Origin of the sequence: Stenotrophomonas sp. LST15-1-1.1, assembly GCF_040815575.1 — a bacterium.
In the GTDB taxonomy this organism is placed as follows: domain Bacteria; phylum Pseudomonadota; class Gammaproteobacteria; order Xanthomonadales; family Xanthomonadaceae; genus Stenotrophomonas; species Stenotrophomonas lactitubi_B.
The window spans coordinates 1-288 of the sequence record NZ_JBFPNJ010000019.1 but is presented as its reverse complement, the minus strand read 5'-3'; the positions used below and the strand labels follow the sequence as shown (position 1 = coordinate 288).

The window sequence follows — 288 nt, the reverse complement described above, 5'->3', positions numbered from 1 at the left end:
CACGTGGCATCACGATCTCGACCGCACACGTCGAATACGAATCCACCGTTCGTCACTACGCCCACGTCGATTGCCCGGGCCATGCTGACTACGTCAAGAACATGATCACCGGTGCTGCCCAGATGGACGGCGCGATCCTGGTGTGCTCGGCCGCTGACGGCCCGATGCCGCAGACCCGCGAGCACATCCTGCTGTCGCGTCAGGTCGGCGTGCCGTACATCGTCGTGTTCCTGAACAAGGCCGACATGGTTGACGATGCCGAGCTGCTGGAACTGGTCGAAATGGAAG

Annotated in this window: 1 protein-coding gene; it reads left to right on the top strand. The window is 61.8% G+C overall.

Annotated features, from left to right (window positions below; all coding sequences use genetic code 11):
• Positions 1-288 (top strand): GTP-binding protein (locus MRBLST15_RS10270; RefSeq protein ID WP_367785850.1); only part of this gene is annotated, 288 nt, incomplete at both ends.